Source organism: Nostoc sp. (assembly GCF_036917655.1).
Lineage (GTDB): Bacteria > Cyanobacteriota > Cyanobacteriia > Cyanobacteriales > Nostocaceae > Nostoc.
Map to the genome: position 1 here is coordinate 1 of NZ_JBALCY010000077.1, position 17,476 is coordinate 17,476.

11 protein-coding genes are annotated in these 17,476 nt (G+C 42.1%); 6 read left to right on the top strand and 5 right to left on the bottom strand.

What is annotated here, in order from left to right; translation table 11 throughout:
- Window positions 1-465: 465 nt before the first annotated feature.
- The 3 genes from V7K30_RS29850 (at window position 466) to V7K30_RS29860 (ending at window position 3,971) form a co-directional block, all read left to right on the top strand.
- Window positions 466-1,659, top strand: coding sequence for an NAD(P)/FAD-dependent oxidoreductase (locus V7K30_RS29850; RefSeq protein ID WP_335005582.1), 1,194 nt, complete (start codon window positions 466-468; stop codon window positions 1,657-1,659).
- 392 nt (window positions 1,660-2,051) lie between these two features.
- Window positions 2,052-2,696 carry an HAD-IA family hydrolase gene (locus V7K30_RS29855; RefSeq protein WP_335005584.1) on the top strand — a complete coding sequence of 215 codons (645 nt, stop codon included), beginning with the start codon at window positions 2,052-2,054 and terminating at the stop codon, window positions 2,694-2,696.
- A 414-nt stretch (window positions 2,697-3,110) separates the two neighbouring features.
- The gene (locus V7K30_RS29860) at window positions 3,111-3,971 is read left to right on the top strand and encodes a Tab2/Atab2 family RNA-binding protein (RefSeq protein ID WP_335005586.1); all 861 of its coding nucleotides are present in this window, start codon (window positions 3,111-3,113) and stop codon (window positions 3,969-3,971) included.
- A 194-nt stretch (window positions 3,972-4,165) separates the two neighbouring features.
- Here V7K30_RS29860 and V7K30_RS29865 read toward each other — a convergent pair whose 3' ends face one another.
- Window positions 4,166-4,333 carry a hypothetical protein gene (locus V7K30_RS29865; protein WP_335005587.1) on the bottom strand — a complete coding sequence of 56 codons (168 nt, stop codon included), beginning with the start codon at window positions 4,331-4,333 and terminating at the stop codon, window positions 4,166-4,168.
- On the opposite strand from V7K30_RS29865, the gene V7K30_RS29870 reads away from it, so the two are divergent.
- Window positions 4,332-5,645 (top strand): TldD/PmbA family protein, encoded by a 1,314-nt coding sequence (locus tag V7K30_RS29870; protein WP_335005589.1) that lies wholly within the window; start codon window positions 4,332-4,334, stop codon window positions 5,643-5,645. The two genes, V7K30_RS29865 and V7K30_RS29870, sit on opposite strands and share 2 nt — an antisense overlap.
- Window positions 5,646-5,961: 316 nt before the next feature.
- Window positions 5,962-6,309, top strand: a complete 348-nt coding sequence (locus tag V7K30_RS29875) for a hypothetical protein (protein ID WP_335005591.1) — start codon at window positions 5,962-5,964, stop codon at window positions 6,307-6,309.
- A 218-nt stretch (window positions 6,310-6,527) separates the two neighbouring features.
- Here the strand turns inward: V7K30_RS29875 and V7K30_RS29880 are convergent, their stop codons facing one another.
- The 4 genes from V7K30_RS29880 to V7K30_RS29895 form a co-directional block, all read right to left on the bottom strand.
- Window positions 6,528-6,905 carry a hypothetical protein gene (locus V7K30_RS29880; RefSeq protein ID WP_335005593.1) on the bottom strand — a complete coding sequence of 126 codons (378 nt, stop codon included), beginning with the start codon at window positions 6,903-6,905 and terminating at the stop codon, window positions 6,528-6,530.
- Between the two features lie 14 nt (window positions 6,906-6,919).
- Window positions 6,920-7,306, bottom strand: a complete 387-nt coding sequence (locus tag V7K30_RS29885; protein ID WP_335005595.1) for a type II toxin-antitoxin system VapC family toxin — start codon at window positions 7,304-7,306, stop codon at window positions 6,920-6,922.
- Window positions 7,303-7,539 carry a type II toxin-antitoxin system Phd/YefM family antitoxin gene (locus tag V7K30_RS29890; RefSeq protein WP_335005597.1) on the bottom strand — a complete coding sequence of 79 codons (237 nt, stop codon included), beginning with the start codon at window positions 7,537-7,539 and terminating at the stop codon, window positions 7,303-7,305. The genes V7K30_RS29885 and V7K30_RS29890 overlap by 4 nt, the downstream gene beginning before the upstream one ends.
- A gap of 421 nt (window positions 7,540-7,960) precedes the next feature.
- Window positions 7,961-13,627, bottom strand: a complete 5,667-nt coding sequence (locus tag V7K30_RS29895) for an alpha-2-macroglobulin family protein (RefSeq protein ID WP_335005599.1) — start codon at window positions 13,625-13,627, stop codon at window positions 7,961-7,963.
- A gap of 499 nt (window positions 13,628-14,126) precedes the next feature.
- Here V7K30_RS29895 and pbpC point away from each other — a divergent pair, with 499 nt between their 5' ends.
- Window positions 14,127-16,562 (top strand): penicillin-binding protein 1C, encoded by a 2,436-nt coding sequence (pbpC, locus tag V7K30_RS29900; protein ID WP_335005600.1) that lies wholly within the window; start codon window positions 14,127-14,129, stop codon window positions 16,560-16,562.
- The last annotated feature ends 914 nt before the right edge of the window (window positions 16,563-17,476 follow it).

The window sequence follows — 17,476 nt, forward strand, 5'->3', positions numbered from 1 at the left end:
TGTAGATGCTGGTTTATCATTGTCTGCTCTTACACTTCTCAACTCATCCGTATTATCTCGTAATCTTTTTCAAAAATCAAATAGGATTCCTATAGTGTCCGCAGAAACTGATTGATTACCGCGACTCATACCATTTCACTTTAATAATGATACAAATACGTTGGTAAGGGCATGGCAATGCCATGCCCCTACGAGAAATTTATGTGTATCAAAGTTTTCGTGAAGTGGTATCACTCAAGAAGACAGTCAGTGAGCAAGGCGAGAAGTTGCTAGGTGATAAGCATATTCAGAGAAAGCTGATGAGCAAGGTGGTAAATCTGCTGTTCCAGCAATTGTGTAAAATAATTTCCGTAACCTGATGTCAAAAACCCTTCATTTGGATGAAGGCTTTTAAAGTCTTGAAACTTTCAGTTACCCTGAAGTTAGTTGCCCAACTAGCATTGACTGTCCCATAAATAGACATAGATGACTCAACAAACTTCTAGAATTTGTATCCTTGGCGGAGGCTTTGGTGGTCTCTACACAGCCCTGCGCTTAAGCCAGTTACCTTGGGAATCTACGCAAAAACCCGAAATTGTTCTGGTAGATCAAAGCGATCGCTTCCTATTTTCTCCCTTACTTTACGAATTACTCACTGGTGAACTGCAAACCTGGGAAATTGCCCCACCGTTTGAAGAACTTTTACAAGGTACAGGGGTGCGTTTTTATCAAGGAGTTGTGTCTGGAATTGACATCAACCAGCAACGGGTAAATGTACATGAAGGGCCGGAAATCCCTTACGACCGATTAGTGCTGGCGCTAGGAGGTGAGACACCGCTAGATTTAGTACCTGGTGCAACAGCCTACGCCTACACATTCCGCACAATATCTGATGCCTATCGTTTGGAAGAACGCCTGCGATTTTTAGAAGAATCGGATGCTGATAAAATTCGGGTGGCGATCGTTGGAGCTGGCTACAGTGGTGTAGAGTTAGCCTGTAAGTTAGCCGACAGATTAGGGGAAAGAGGACGCTTTCGGATCATTGAAATCGCTGACCAAATTTTGCGAACTTCGCCAGAGTTTAACCGGGAAGCAGCAAAGAAAGCAATAGAAGCCCGTGGCGTGTTTCTTGATTTAGAAACCAAAGTGGAATCAATAGAGCAAAATACCATTTCCCTAGAGTACAAAAACCAGTTAGACACGATTCCTGTGGATTTGGTAATTTGGACTGTAGGAACTAGGGTTGCGCCTATAGTGAAATCTCTTCCTCTCAAGCAAAATCAGCGTGGTCAAATTAGCACTACATCCAATCTGCAAGTCTTTGATCATCCAGAAATCTTTGCCTTGGGAGATTTAGCAGACTGTCATGATGTCGAAGGACAGCAAGTCCCCGCTACCGCACAAGCGGCTTTCCAACAAGCTGATTATACCGCTTGGAATATCTGGGCAACTCTGACTAATCGCCCCCTACTTCCCTTCCGCTACCAACAGTTAGGAGAAATGATGGCACTAGGAATAGACAACGCCACTCTTACGAGTTTAGGAATTAAACTAGATGGGCCCTTGGCATACATCACCCGGCGGATTGCCTATTTATATAGATTGCCAACTTTAGACCATCAACTCAAAGTTGGTTTTAATTGGCTAGTCCGTCCGATCATAGAAACGCTTTCTCGGTAACTTAAGGTTGGGCATTAGGGAGCCAGTGCGTTGCTTTGGCGTCATTGAGCATTGGGGAGCTAGCGAGGTCTTCTCCCTACAGCCCTTCGGGCATCCTACGGCGGGCGCTAGCCTCTCCCAATGTGAGAAGGCCGCACATAGCGCAGCGTAAAGCCTTCTCTACGAGAGCCTGCGCCAACGGCATAGATTCGCTTAGAGTGAGTCCGCATACCCCTACGGGGAAGTAAGCTAGCAAGAGCGGATCGTAGAGAGCGTCTGAAGGTTTCCCCCATGAGTGATTAGCGTTATTGGGCATTGATGCCCCATTTCCTATTCAATTTTGAGTTAGTCGAGTAATAAAGCTTTTAACAAGCCAAAATCTAAAATTCAAGATTTAAAATCTTTAGACTTTGATGGAACAACCGAAAGTTATTTTTTTAGATGCTGTGGGTACACTTTTCGATGTTAAAGGCGGTGTGGGTGAAGTTTATAGTCAGATAGCACAGGAATTTGGCGTTACAGTTTCAGCCGAAACATTAAATACAACCTTTATCCAAAGCTTTAAAGCAGCGCCGCCGCCGATATTTCCAGATGCAGAACTGCAAGATATTCCCCAACGCGAGTTTGATTGGTGGCGGATAATTGCGCTGAACACTTTTGAAAGTGCAGGTGTTCTCAAGGAATTTTCTGACTTTTCGGCTTTTTTTAGCGAGCTTTACATTCACTTTGGCACTGGCGAACCGTGGTTTGTCTATCCCGATGTCTTACCAGCTTTAATCAACTGGCGGCGGTTGGGAGTTACCTTGGGGGTGCTGTCCAATTTCGATTCCCGGATTTACTCAGTATTGCAAAGTTTGGGATTGAGAGAGTTTTTTACCTCCGTTACCATTTCTACCCAGGTACGTGCAGCTAAACCCGATCCTCAAATTTTTGCCATTGCCTTAGATAAACATAAATGTTCCCCAGAGGGAGCATGGCATATTGGCGATAGCATCATAGAAGACTATCACGGAGCCAAAGCCGCTGGGCTGAGAGGCGTTTGGATCAACCGTCAGTAGATCGAAAACTCACTTTGAGACAAGCGCGATCGCTGTGAAATCCCCTCTTAATCGACAAGTTTTTATTATGTCGATAGAATTTCCGCAGCCGAAGCATTTTCAAGAGGAATATATATGGTATCAACAACTTTAAAGAAACCTCATCTATGTTGATAACCATTGATCTGAATTTAACTCCATATTATGGAGAGCCATCATCATCAGAAATTCCTTATATTTATTGAAGTCAAGCCTGCATATGGAACTTGTTCGTTTTATGCGCGATCGCTTGTCTGAAAGGAAGTTTTCGATCTACTGATATTCGTTCATCCCCATTTCATTCTCATTCGCCACTCCCTTATTCCTCATGCTGCCCCAACACTCGTATGATCAAAATATCAGGAAAACATAACAGCCAGATTTTTACCGCAAAATATGGGCAGTATTTGGGAAATCGATTTTTACTCTCGTCCGATTCTGGACGCTAATCAGAAAAAAATTTGGGAAGTCTTAGTCTGCGAAAGTCCCTTGGATATTGGCACAAAAGCAGATTCTTTGTTTCGCTATGCTGAATATTGTCCCAGTACCCAGGTAAATTCGGGCTGGTTGCGGACAGCATTGCAGGAGGCTATTAACCAAGCTGGAAAAGCACCAATTAAAATCCGCTTTTTCCGCCGCCAAATGAACAACATGATTACTAAAGCTTGCCAAGACTTGGGCATTCCCGCCCAGCCTAGCCGCCGCACTTTGGTTCTGAACCAATGGTTAGAACAGCGCATGGAGGAAGTGTATCCTCAAGAACCAGGGTATCAAGGGGGGACTAATCCCTCAGTCCGCTTGGAAAAACCTTTGCCGCAACGTTTACCAGATGCTTTGGAAGGACAGCAATGGGTATTTGTTACCTTAGATGCTGCGGATTTGGCAGAAATGCCAGAGTGGGAAATTGGCTTTGGTGAAGCTTTTCCCCTAGAGTTGGCGCAAGTTTCACCCGAAGCCCGTATTCCTGGTATTTTGATTTTCTCACCGAGAGCGTTGCCCTTGGCAGGCTGGATGTCTGGTTTGGAGTTGGCTTTCTTAAGATTTGATACCAGCGAAGAGGCGAGATTGCTTTTAGAAACTGGTGTAACTGAAAGCTGGATTGTGGCAAATATCAAAAAACCTCAAATCTTAGCAGAAGCCAAGGGTTTTGAAGAAGCCAAGCAAAAAGCTAACGGAGTGCATTTTATCGGTATACAGTCTGATCCTAAAGCAGAATCTTTTGCTGGTTTTTGGCTGTTGCAAGAGGTTAATCTCTGAAAATGGGGATTGGGCACTTGTACTGAGCGTTCGCGAGTGCGTCTCGTAGAGAAGCCGTAAAGCCTGCGGCATAGCTTCGCTTAAGGCGCAGCCTCTCCAAGAGTTGTATTGGGCAAACAGGGCATGGGGGGAGAATGACTAATGACTAAATCCGTCGAGAGATGGCGATGATTTGGGATAATTAATTGCGTCCATCAGCGTTGATCTGCGGTTCCAAATCGCAACTGCAAAGACACGCTGATGATTTTTGGATAGTTATCTGCGTCCATCAGCGAAAAGTCTAATCGTCGGCTTTTGGCGATCGCACTTTCTCCAACGTGCGTTGATATGCGGTTCAAAATCCACAATTCACTAAGGGTCATGGGTTCTGAAAATTTGTCACAAGATACACTAGCCGAACAGTTGCTGGAACTAGCTATAAAATCTGGAGCAGAAGCTGCTGAGGTGTATCAGTCGCGATCGCTTTCTCGTCCAGTGTTTTTTGAGGCAAACCGACTCAAACAGCTAGAAACCAACCAATCTGAAGGTACAGCACTACGGCTTTGGCGAAACGGGTGTCCGGGACTCACGGTGGCTTACGGTTCTGTCCTAGCCGAAGTAATGGTGGAAAAAGCTCTGGCACTGAGTCAACTAAATCAACCAGAAACAGTAGAATTAGGCTCTAACTTTCAACCTTCCTACCCAGATTTAGGGGAAAGTGTGCCGATAGAGATTTTGATCAGCTGGGGCACAGAAGCGATCGCACTCATCCGCGATGCCTATCCAGATGTAATTTGCAATGGTGACTGGGAATGTGATGTTGAAACCACTAGACTAATCAATACCAAAGGTTTAGATTGTCACTATACCGACACTACCCTCAGCTGCTACATATCAGCAGAATGGGTGCGTGGCGATGATTTTTTGAATGTTTCCGATGGACAAACTCAGCGGGGTGAACTCCACTCTGAGAAATTAGCTAATCAAATTTTACAGAGGTTAATTTGGGCCAGAGAAAATGTCTCACCTCCTACCGGTCGCGTCCCGGTTTTGTTCACTTCTAAAGCCGCCGATATGCTTTGGAGTACTGTGCAAGCAGCTTTGAATGGCAAGCGAGTTTTAGAAGTAGCTTCGCCTTGGGCAGAACGCTTGGGTAATCCAGTAGTTGCACCCAGCCTCACCCTTTACCAAGATCCGGAAGCGGGCCCTTACAGTTGTCCTTTTGATGATGAAGGCACTCCTACTCAATCTTTAGTATTTATTCAAAACGGGACTTTACAGCATTTCTATGGCGATCGCACCACTGGACACCAACTGAGTACTGACACCACTGGAAATGGTTTTCGCCCTGGTTTAGGTAGCTATCCCACCCCTGGTTTATTTAATTTTCTCATCCAGCCAGGTTCGGCATCACTACCAGATTTGATTCAACAACTAGATGATGGCTTGATTGTGGATCAAATGTTGGGTGGTGGCGGCAGTATTTCTGGAGATTTTTCAATCAACGTTGATTTAGGCTACCGCGTGCAAAATGGTCAGGTAATTGGGCGGGTTAAGGATACGATGGTTGCAGGTAATGTCTACACAGCCCTCAAGCAATTGGTTGCACTGGGCAACGATGCTGATTGGAATGGTTCTTGTTATACTCCATCTCTGATAGTAGAAGGGCTATCCACCACGGGGAGAAGCAATTAAATAATTCGTAATGACGCTCCTACGTCGCTCTAACCGAACGCGAGTAGCGTCTCTAAGAGTTGATATCCCGTTGGCGTACCCCTTCCCTACGGGACGCTCCGCGAACGGGGAAGCAAGCTACGCCTTGGTGTCGCAGACAAGCCTCTCTAAGAGTTGGCTTTACGCTACGCTAATGTAATTCGTAATTGAGGACAGTGATTGTATAGTAGCGAATTATACTCATTGGCAACTTTTCAAACATCCTCTCAGATGGCACATTTGCTGCCTACATTATTATTGTTGAATTTAGCAGACCCCTATCTTTTATTGTGGAAAAATGAATCAGATTCAGGAGTTACATAAACAGGCAATGGATTTAGCCGAAGCAGCCTTTACTGCTAAACTCAGAGGAAACGTGGAGCAAGCCAGTCAAATGTCTCAACAAGCCTTTGACAAAGAATCTCAAGCTGCTGCACTCATTGCCAACCAAATTGATGCTGAACCAACTCGTTCAGTGTTACATCGTAGTGCTGCAACTCTTGCAATTGAATGTGGGGAATTACAAGCAGCAGAACGTTTGATTGCGATCGCATTATCAGAAAATCCACCCCAAGAAATTGCCCAAGAACTAAAGGATTTATTCATTAAAATAAACTTGCGCCCGTATTTTAAACGTCAGGGCTGAGTTTTGATGAAGAAATTTGTCGCTTTTTTCTTGTGAATTCTTGCAAGATATAAATATTGAGTCTTAGAGGATGAATGAACAAGTATTATTGCTAACATCAAAAGCTCAGAAACCTAACCCCCCTAGCCCCCTTCCCTACAAGGGAATGGGGGTTTCAAAGCCTCTCAGGAGTGGGGGAGAGGTTTGGAAGCGGGGTTTTTGGTATACTTTACGACTTTTCAAACATCCTCTGAAGGATTAGTTTGCTCGATTTTTTGTTTAACTCTAGCTCTAACCCTGCTATCATCTGCTTTACGTATACCTGAAACTTCCAACCGGACTTTATTTTGAAACGGAAGTTCACCTGCTTCCTCTTCGCTACCTAACCAATAATAAAATCCAGTGCCTTTACGCGATCGCTCAATCACTGTAAACTCAGTCAATTGTCTGATGAGCATAAAGGCAATACCATAGGCTGCTTGTTCTGTGGTGAACTCTTCATCATTCCAGCAGCGCAGCATTTGCTGTGTAACAGGTTGCCAATATAGTCTGAAGGTAGTGTTAAAGTTCCCGTTAACAGTGAGTACTACACCCTGCAAATGACTTTGATCATCCAAACATACTGCATTTCCTACCAAATAACATTTACATCGTACTGCGAAATTAAAGGATCTATAGTCAGAATTGGTAGATTTTCCAGTTGGCTTTGGGCAACCAGTATTCGGTCAAATGGATCTTTATGATGACTTGGAAGATGATAAACTCTAACAGCGTGGCTTATATCTATTGGTAAGCTTTGAATAGAATTAATCAACAATTGCTCAGAAATAAACTGCTCTGGAATTTTTGGCAAAATTAACTTACCTAGCTTGGCTTTAGTCGCTATTTCCCAAGCACTAGCTGCACTGAAAAATAGCTCGTTGTTGCTATCACTGATATTTGTCCTAACCATAGATGATAAACGAGAACTATCAATGATCCACCACAGAAAAGTATGAGTGTCAAAAAGTAATCTCATCCTTCAAAACTAGCCAGTATATCATCAGGTAAAGGAGCATCAAAATCTGGAGCAATTGTGATTAATCCCTTAGCACTTCCTGGTATTCGCTTGGGTGGATTTTGATTAACAGGTACTAAACGGGCAATTGCTACTCCATCTTGAGTAATTGTAATTTCTTCGCCCCGACTCACTCGATTCAGAAGTTCAGAAAAAACAATTTCTGCTTCTTGAATATTAATGTTTACAGTCATAGCAAAGCTTCTCCTAAAAGCTAAAGCTTGCTTTTATTATTCATTTCTATTCTACAGAGGAGCAGACAACTAAGCTATAAATCCTCTGTAATGCTACTCCAGCATTAATGCAATACGCTTGGGTTAAGGCTAAAAACTCAAACTGGCGTAGGTTGGGTTGAGGAACGAAACCCAACATTATCTAGGCTTTGTTGGGTTTCGCTGTTGCTCAACCCAACCTACTATTCGAGCATAAAGGCCAGGAAAATGTACCAGGAGTAACAGAACAAACTAAGTAATGCAGACTATAAACTCCTGGTTCCAGGTGGTCGGCGTAGGCGTAGCCCGCCGTAGGCATCGCCCCTTTCAAATTTTCGCACTTCAATTACAATGCGTAGGCACAGCCCAACCCAGGCATCGCCAAAAATTATTAAAAAATGAATTACTTCCCATCTTCCAGTATTAATGTAGACTCAGCAGTACGCCCAAATTCTTCTGGTGCATATTGCAGGTGAACTTCTGCACCAGGCCAGGAAAACGCACCAGGAGTAACAGAACGGACTAAATAATGCAGGCTATAAACTCCTGGTTCCAGGTGGTCGGCGTAGGCGATAATGCGATCGCGGTACACATTCTTAAACCCAAGTTCCCAGTTATCGGCTTTTGCTTGTAATGCAGCTGTGGTAGTTTGAAAACTTGCATCCACCGCCTCAAAACCTGATGGTAGCGGATCTTTAATCACCAGATGATCCACAGGATGATCGGCAATGATTTCTAAACCAATATCAAACACCTGTCCAGAGGCTAAAGTCAAGGGTTTATCGAAAGCGTAAAGACCTGTTTTTTGTAAAACTTTCTCTTCATTTACTTGACTAATTTCTCGTGTTATGCGTAAGCCGTTAAATCTGCCTGATTGATTTCCCTGCAAGCGATAATTGTAAGCAACCAGATAGTGTAAAGTCCCATTACCTGATTTTTGCAGCGTTAAATCATTACGACCACGAGGTAATTGATTCATCGGCACATTTAGCTGTAAACTAGGATTTTGATAGCCATTAAACCGATTTTCTCCTAACTTATTACCAGCTAATTGCACTGTGGCAACAAAATTAGGCGGTGTGGGTTGCAGTTGGCTATATTCTACCAAAGCTGTTAATGCTTGGGCATTATTATAGTTAGTTTGCCATGTGCCATCCCGTCGCAATGCGAGAAGACTTTGAAATAACTTATCTATAACTTCGGGTTTACTTTGTTTGGCAATAAATAAACGTAAAGCTTCCGCCTGCGTCGCGGTAGATGAACTCATCCATCCCCAACTATCTGGTAAACTTACAACTGCTGTGCGACCAGTTTCATAGATATTCTGTTGCAGCTTGTTCACTAATTGTTGAGATTCGTCTTGCCATTCTGGGAATTGAGATAAGTATCGCGCCAATTTAATTTGAGTTACTACATCAAAATTATTACGCTGTTCATAAATATCTGCCAGGAAAGTATTGCGTTTTTCCCCAATTTGTGCCAGTGCAATTAAAGCATTAAGTTGCAGTTGCCTTTTACATAATTGCTGTTTGCAAAAATCATATTCTCCAGGATTCGCTAGAACTTTTTGCAAATAACCTTTCAGGCGAGACAGCATTGCAGAATCGGCTAAATTAGGGAATACCTGACTGGCTTTAGCTAAAGATTCAGCCGTATATGAAGAAACCCAAGGGTCAGATTTTTCTTGTCCGGGGAAAGTAGTAAAACCACCATCTGCTATTTGGAGTTTTTGTAATTTTTCAATTGCTTTACTTGCCTGTTGGCTAGGATTGAATTCTGCAAATGCTTGACCATATTTTTGGGCAATAGTTTGCAGATTGGCAGCAATGATTAACTGACTTGCAGCAGGTTCTGTAAACGGCAAATCATCATCTTCTAAAACCTGCTTTGCTGGTGCTTGAATCTCCGTTATCAAAGTACTCGCCAACTGAATATCTAAACCTCCCGCATCAGGGAAGGTATTTTTATCAACATTCAGGGGAATCTTCACCTGTTTTTCAGTGACACCAGTTTCAACGACTTGTTCTGTAATTTCAATTGGCTTAATTTCCAAAGGTACTTCAAAAGCATCTGTGGCTGTATTTAGCTGAGTGGTAAAGCGAACTTTAGCAACTCCCACACTATCCACCACCATTGGAAAGCGATAAGCATGAGTTGCAGATTCAGCTTTCGTTTGCAAAGAAGTAGTTGTGGGGTTTTTGTCAGCAAACTTGACATTACCGCTAAGTTCGCCATTAATTGAGAGATTTCCTGTATTTCCGGTGTTGTTAGTTACAGATAAACCAGCAAGGATGCGATCGCCTGGACGGGCAAACTGTGGCAAGATGGCATTAGTTAGCAGTGGCTTTGTACTGATAAACGTCGCATCGCCGTTACCAAAACGCAGATTTCCATCGGTGGCCACAGCCATCACCCGCCATGTAGTTAAGTCATCCGGCAATTTAAAGGTTATCTGTGCATTACCATTAGCATCGGTGAGGACAGAACCGTTGTAGTAAGCTAAGGCTTGAAAATCTGTGCGAGTGCGAGTATTTGCTGCACCAGTTGAGAAACCACCGCCATAACCCCAACCTTTGGGTTTAGCTACATCTTGTGGTTGTAATATTACATCCGGTCGATTATCGCTAAAGCGGGTAGATATTGGCTGTTCTGCATAAACTGTATCCACCAAATCTGGCGGACGATAACCAGAAAGTTGTAACACCGCTTCATTTACCACCATAACTGTAAACTGTCCTTTGGTGGGGTTTCCTTGATTATCCTTTAGTTCTAGTTGTACTGTTTCCTCTGCACCAGGTTCTAATGATGCTTGTACTGGCTTAACTTGCAGTTTTAAATACTTATCTTCTAAATTAACTTTAAAAGGTATAAAACCAATCTTCACCAACTTATCTAAACTTCCTGGTTCCACTTGGTTTATGGGTTTACCTTGCCTTACTAATACAGCTTCGATGGCTGCATTTGGTAGCATTTCTGGCGTGACTTGAAACTGAATTTTTGGTGTGCCTCCCTGAACTTTGATAATCTGCTGATAAAGGGGTTTGTCTTTAATCACAGCAAAGTACAATTCTGCATCTGGATAGGGAGATTGAATTATTGCAGTAGCAGTTTCACCAGGTTTAAACTCTTTTTTATCTAATTTAACTTCTAAGACATCTTGTTCTCTAGAACCCCAAAATACAGGATTTTCTCCAGTTGCCCAAATTTGTAAATCTGTGGCACTTAATTCGCTTTTGGCATCGCTAAAATTAACTCTAATCCGATATGAAGCAGATTCAGGCGCTATCAAACTTACCGATTGCGGATTGCTAGCAGATGTAATTTCTGCTTGTCCGACTGTTTTATATTCAACTTGATTTTTTGGTGTTTGGCTACCTTCAACTAATTGGGTGACGCTGCTATATTTAATCTGTTGTAATTCCAGGCGCACCCGTTGACCTGTTATCGGTTTTCCTGTAGGGTCAGTAACAATCACTTCAATTGGAAAAGCTTTGCCAGCATCAGCGATAAAATTGCTTTTTAACCCGATGAGGCGATTACTTGGTAGGGCTGTAAAAGTTTTGGAATTCCCTACAGACAGATTAGAAACATCTGCAACTTGCACATCTACCTGGTAAGTCATCGGATATGGTAAATCATTAGCCACATTTACACTTTGACTACTTTTACCATTAGCATCTAGCTGGGCATTAGTTTGCGATACATCACTAGATATAGTAGGAGTTTCTTCCGGCCATAACCATTGCCTACCAAAAGTAAATTCCTCCCAACCTTTAGGAACAAAATTAGCCTGTTGGCGAGTAATAAAGTATTTTGCTTCTCCACCTTGTACAGGCGCACCAAATAAATAATTACTTGTAGCATTAATATCCACTTTATCGTCAATAAAAGCAAATTTTTTATCTAAGTTGAGTTCGACTTTAAAGTTGGGTGGCTTAAACTCAGCTACCCGAAATTCTCCAGAAATTTCTTGCCCGTTTTTTCCCTTAGCCTGGATTGTATGGTAGCCTAAGCGCTGAGTAGTATTGATTGGCAATTCTAGAGAAAATGTGCCAAATTCATTTGTAGTTTGCGTACCTAAATTGGTCTTTTGTCCATCAGGATTTACCAAAGTTAATTGGTAAACAGCATTTTTATCTTGCTGAATTACACCATTTTGTAAGAAGTCTGCAAACCCAGTTAACCAAGCTTTTTCACCTGGTTGATACAACTGTCTGTCTGAGAAAATTACCCCGCGTGATTCTGGCTTAATATCTTGCCAACCTGTATCAATACCATAGCCATAAACGCCGCTATATTCCTCAGTTCTGGCAAATGCCCAATCTTGATTTTCACGGGCAATTACTAATAATTGTGGTGATTTGCTAGAGCTTTCATTCCCAGAATAACATTGCTGTAATCCTTTACGAACAATCCTAAAAGTTCCATTTTCATCAGTTTTACCTGTTGCACAAGGTACAGGTTCCGGGCGAGATTTGGCCTGTAATTTTGATTGATAAATTTCAATAGCAGCTGCTTTAACTGGTGAACCATCTGTAAGATGATTGACGCGAATGAAGCCTGACTCAGGAAACCACTGAGTAAATACGCCCAAATTCGTCAATTCAACCAAGCCATAAGTCGTAGGTTCACGCCACAATTCCTTACCATTCTCCTGATATTTATTAGTGCGGGCTTGCACTCCGTAAGCTAACATTCCCGTAGCTGCATTTATTTTTTCCCGGAGAGGAACAGCAACGTCAACTGATTGATTTTTCTTGCCCGATACCTTGAAGCTTTGCCAATCAGAAGGTTGGGGTAATAAATCATTACTATTATTAAAATAAACTAAATCTGTCGGTTTAACTACTCGATAAGCTGCTTTGTAGTTAGATTCTGGTAGATTTCCCGTACTAATATTTAGTTGTAAATCTTTATCTGTGGGGAAAATATTCAAATCTGATGGTACCCAGATATCCCCAGCTAAATCTCCAGTATCATATTTAACTATGACAGGTTTACCCAAAGTTTGCCCAAACTTATCTTTGAGATTAGCACCCATAGTAATTGTATAAGTCTTGGCAGGTTCTAGCGCATAAGGATTGATGCCGACAATTTTATCTTCGTCATTTATTTGCAGAATTCTCGAAATTTCTTTTGGTGCTGGATTAATAGTAATATTTTCTTTAGCTGAATCTGCTAATAAGACGTTATTAAATTCTAGCTGCGGACTGCCTTTAAGAAATCTTCCAAAAGTTCCACCTGCATCTGGCTGTCCGTAAAAGTTAATTTTCTGAAATGCCAAAGGCGAATAAGTTACTAACTTACTGGCAAATTCTTTCGCTGTAGTTAGATTACCATAAGCAGGACGTATTCCGGGAGAAAATACCAGGCGATAACTGGTTGCTTTTTCGAGATTTTGCTGTGGTATGAGATTATAAATCCAATTGCGTGCTGAAGGGTCAAATTTTTCTAAAGGGTCTTCTTCGTTTTTTAATGGTTTTTCTTCTTTGTTTAATTCTATTTTGAAGCCTACACCCTTGTTTTTTCCTTCAGGTATTAACTGTAAATGCTCTTGTACAGAAGCTAAATCTAATTCTACATTTGAAGTAAACTGTAATTTTTGTTGTAAATCAATTGGTTCAACATCAGCCTTCTCAATGGGATTGACACCAGGGAGATTAGTCAGGTTGATAGATTCGGTATTGAAAGTCCAAGGTAAATCTTTGTCTAGGCGATGATTTTTTAAATCGGCTAAACCTGCTTTGAGAGTTACTTGAAATCTTGTCGCTATTGGCAATGCTTTCTCAGCTTGAAAACCCACCATGCGCGGTGTCAAAAAGCGAAATTGACCGGGTAAAGGCGGCGATAGTGCAAATTTTTGTAATATTTTTTGCTGTTCTGGACTGTCAAGGCTTTCAACTGGGATTAAAGCTTCTTTAAAACGGATGCGGATTTGGTTAAGAGGTTTGGCATCTCCAATGGGACTAATTTGTTCAATCCAGTCTGGTAGTTTTGGTGGTGTGAGTGGGGATACTGCTGGGAGTTGTTCTTTACTTGAGTTGATACCAAAAAAATTACACCCTGTCATCGCTAGTATAAATGTAAAGAGAAGAAGAAACTGTGTTGTTCTCTTGCGACTTGAGGAATGACTAATTTTTTTTAACGCGCCGCGAAAGACGCGAAGAACGCGATACGTAATCTTATGGTGGAAACCCAGTAGAACTCTGATAATCATCTTTTTAGTAATTCAAAATTAAAAATTCACAAATTATAGCTAACAAAAGTTTGCACTCCTTCATTAAGTGGGCAATGCCAAGACTAATAAAGGACGCCAGATAACTAGTTATTTGTACCCAAGCTTTGGATTTAACTATGTTTATTTACATTGATAACTAACTCAGTGTGATTGTTCCAAAAAATAACTACAATTCTTAACTATAAAGAAGTATTTAAATTTCGCAAACATTAATTTACATCTGCTAAGTTAGTAAAAATTAATTATTAAAGATTTGACATATTTACTGATGTAGATATAAGTAAATCGGCGGGACAATTAAGGTAAGTTTTCTTAGACAGGGGATTCCCTGATGAAACTAATATCACGATCGCTAACCAAAATTAAGTACAGTAGCAAAGTTATCCTGGCTGTGCTGGTAATCTCCCTAGTGGTACGCTTACTACCTTATTTTGCACCCATTCGGGCCGCAGATATTGCCCAAAATCAACTGGCAATGCAATTTAGCGATCGCAATGGTTTACCATTAGGAACATTGCTCACCCGTGACCAAGAGCATACATCAGTAGTACCACTAAATCAGGTTTCACCCCAGTTTATCCATGCCATTTTAGCCGCCGAAGATGGTAGCTTTTACCATCATGGGGCGTTGGATATGAAAGCTGTTATCCGCGCTAGCAAAGAAGCCATCCACGCTAAAAGAGTTCTTTCCGGCGCTTCCACTATTACTATGCAATTGGCGCGGATGTTAGATCCCATCCCCCGTAACTTCTCTGGTAAACTGAGTGAGGTTTGGCTATCTTGGCGGTTAGCAGCAGGGATGAACAAAGATGAAATTCTCTCTGCATATATCAATCGGCTGCCAATGGGAGGCAATATATATGGTGTAGAAGCAGCTGCGCGGACTTATTTTTCCATCCCAGCTAGTGAATTGAATCTTGCTCAAGCTAGTTTGTTGGCTGCTATTCCCAATAATCCCACATACTTTAACCCTTATGAGCATTGGCAACGGCTGAAGCAGCGACAAAAATACGTCCTCAATCGGATGGTACAGGATGGGTATATTAGTGGGGCGATGCCTACGGCGGCAAGCTACGCAACCCGAACACACACCGAAAAGGTTGTGTTTCAGTCTCGCCAACGGGGAATTATCGCCGCACCACACTTTTTATTTTGGCTGGCTAATCATATCCCCCCAACCCCCCCTTACAAAGCGGGGAATCAAGCCCCCCTTTTTAAGGGGGATAAATCCGTTATTCGCACCACTATAAATCGCCCTTTACAGCAGTTTGTCGAAGCACAGGTGCAACAGGTAATTTCCTCCCTAGCTGCAAATAATGTCCATGATGCATCTGCGTTGGTAATTGACAACTGCACTGGTGAAGTTTTGGCTTATGTCGGTTCGCCTGATTATTTTAATGAAGCCAAACTGGGACGCAATGATGGAGTGCAAGCGCTACGTCAACCAGGATCTACCCTCAAGCCTTTTGTGTATGAATTAGCTTTAGAAAAAGGTTTAATTCGCCCGAATACCATTTTGCCAGATGTACCCGCCCATTATGCAATTCCTGGCGCGAAACTTTACAGCCCAACAGATTATACCGAACGGTTTCTTGGCCCAGTAAGGGTGCGAATCGCTTTAGCAAATTCCCTGAATGTACCAGCAGTGCGAGTGTTAGAAAAAGTAGGTGTGGAAACTTTCTTAGAACGACTGCATCAACTAGGATTTGAACACCTCAATCAAACACCAGAACATTATGGTTTGGGTTTGACTCTGGGTAGTGGCGAAGTCAGTCTCTGGGAATTAGCCCGTGCTTACCTGACCATAGCACGACAAGGAGATGCTACCCCTTTAGTAAGTACATTTTCCAATTCCCCAATCCCAAATCCCAAATCTAAAATCCGTCTTGAAAAGTTTGCTACGCAGGGAAACCCTCCTTACAACTTTTGTCTCCGACACGCTACGCGAACGCAAAATTCGACGACGATATGGCAACTAATTACCAACATCCTAAGTGACAGCCATGCTCGTGCAACAGCGTTTGGTGTAGACTCGGTGTTAAATTTACCCTTTCCTTCTGCTGTTAAAACTGGTACTTCTTCCAATTTTCGTGATACTTGGACAGTTGGCTTCACTACCGATTACACCGTCGCTACTTGGGTAGGCAATTTCAACGGCGAACCGATGCGACAAGTTTCAGGCGTTACAGGGGCTGCACCTTTGTGGAATCGGATTATGTTACACCTGCACGAACATCAAGAACCAGCAGGTTTTCCATCTCCAGAAGGTTTAGTGCAACTACCTGTTTGTGCAATTTCTGGGTTACGACCAACACCAAATTGTACTTCAGTGGTGCAGGAATATTTCTATCCAAAAGATAAAATTGCCTACGAAGGTGAAAATCAATTCAATTTACCACCAGAGTATGATGAGTGGTTGGCAAAACAACAGCAATCAAATTTTACTTCTACCAATTTGAGAATTTTATCTCCGCATCATGGTGATTTATTCTTACTGTATCCAGGTGAAGAAGCGAAGCAAAAACTCGAATTCAAGCTAGTGGGAAATAAATCTGCGCCTGTAGAGTGGTGGCTGAATGGTGAAAAGTTAGATACAAACTCAGCTAATTCTTTATTTTGGAATTTGCGTCCTGGTAATTGGACTTTGGAAGCGAAAAGCGGGGAAATGAGCGACAAAGTAAGTTTTCAGGTGGAATTAGCTAGTCTTAAACCCACGCGTCGGGGATTTTCTATTAGTAATTCTCAGGTAAAGAGGAATCGCCCCTAATTAAATAACAAGGGAATTAACAAGGATAGAATCCTGACACTCACAGCTACAGAACATAAATATAGCAATCCGATTTGATTGTTGAAAAAATCTAAGTGTATGTAGGGTGCGTTAGGACGAAGTCCTAACGCACCAAAGCCTTCGGACGGTGCTGTACTTTCGTCTAACACACCCTACGGATATTTCAAAAATCAAATATGAGTCCTATATGTACAACTTGATGAGCGTGGTATACCCATAATTGCAAGTACAACTATGAAAGTTGTTGACTTTGTAATACCATTTCACTTTAATAATGATACAAATACGTTGGTAAGGGCATGGCATTGCCATGCCCTTACAAAAAATTTATGTGTATCAAGAGACTTCTTGCATAAATCAGAAATAAGAACCCCACCCCGCTCTTCGAGAGGGGATTAAGGCTGGGGTGTTTGGGACTTTTGCAAGAGGTCTAAGGTTTTCGTGAAATGGTATAATATCATGTCCGCTTGATTGCTTATTAAACCCGAAGAACCCCACCCCGCCAAAGCTATGCTTTGTCTCCCCTCCCGAAGAGCGGGGAGGGGATTAAGGGGTCGGGTGCAATGACTGTGGGAATCGTAACTAATTATGCGGACATGATATAACTTATCAATTTGCTTATGGTTGAAGTCCTGAGGAGATTCATTTTCAACATCATGATCTCTGTATAAGCCAGATTCATTCTACAATAGCCTACTACTGTGATCATAAAGAATAAATTAATATCGAAAGATCTGTCCCGGAAAAATTATCTTCCGCGTGACAAACAGTTTAGTTTGTATTTCAACAAAAAAGTCTTGCACTGAATAATAAACTCGTACCCAAGACAATAAAGTTCTACACTCAATACCTTGGGCTAAAAAGAAGGATGAAGATAGAGGACTAATGTCAGT